Here is a 549-nt window from a genome sequence, read left to right on the forward strand (position 1 = left end):
GAGGATAACTCGGTTTCCGTTAGCGATGATGGTCGTGGCATTCCAACAGAAATGCACCCAGAAGAAAAAGTATCAGCAGCAGAAGTTATCATGACCGTACTGCACGCTGGTGGTAAGTTCGATGATAACTCGTACAAAGTATCAGGCGGTCTTCACGGCGTGGGTGTTTCGGTAGTAAACGCACTGTCAGAAAAAGTGGTACTAACCATCCATCGTGGCGGTCATATCCACACGCAAACTTACCGTCATGGTGAGCCTGAAGCGCCTCTAGCGGTTGTGGGTGATACGGATAAAACCGGTACACAAATTCGTTTCTGGCCAAGTGCAGAAACTTTCTCTAACACTGAATTCCATTACGACATCCTAGCAAAACGTCTGCGTGAGCTATCGTTCTTGAACTCAGGCGTTTCTATCAAGCTTATTGATGAGCGCGAAGCGGACAAGCAAGACCACTTCATGTATGAAGGTGGTATTCAAGCGTTCGTTCAGCACTTAAACACCAACAAAACACCAATCATCGAGAAAATCTTCCACTTCGACTTAGAACGT

General features: G+C 46.4%; 1 protein-coding gene. It reads left to right on the forward strand.

Annotated features, from left to right (window positions below):
* A partial coding sequence (locus R7R24_RS29620; RefSeq protein ID WP_318120578.1) for an ATP-binding protein occupies positions 1 to 549 on the forward strand: 549 nt, incomplete at both ends.

The sequence above is a fragment of the Vibrio sp. 704 genome (assembly GCF_033339295.1).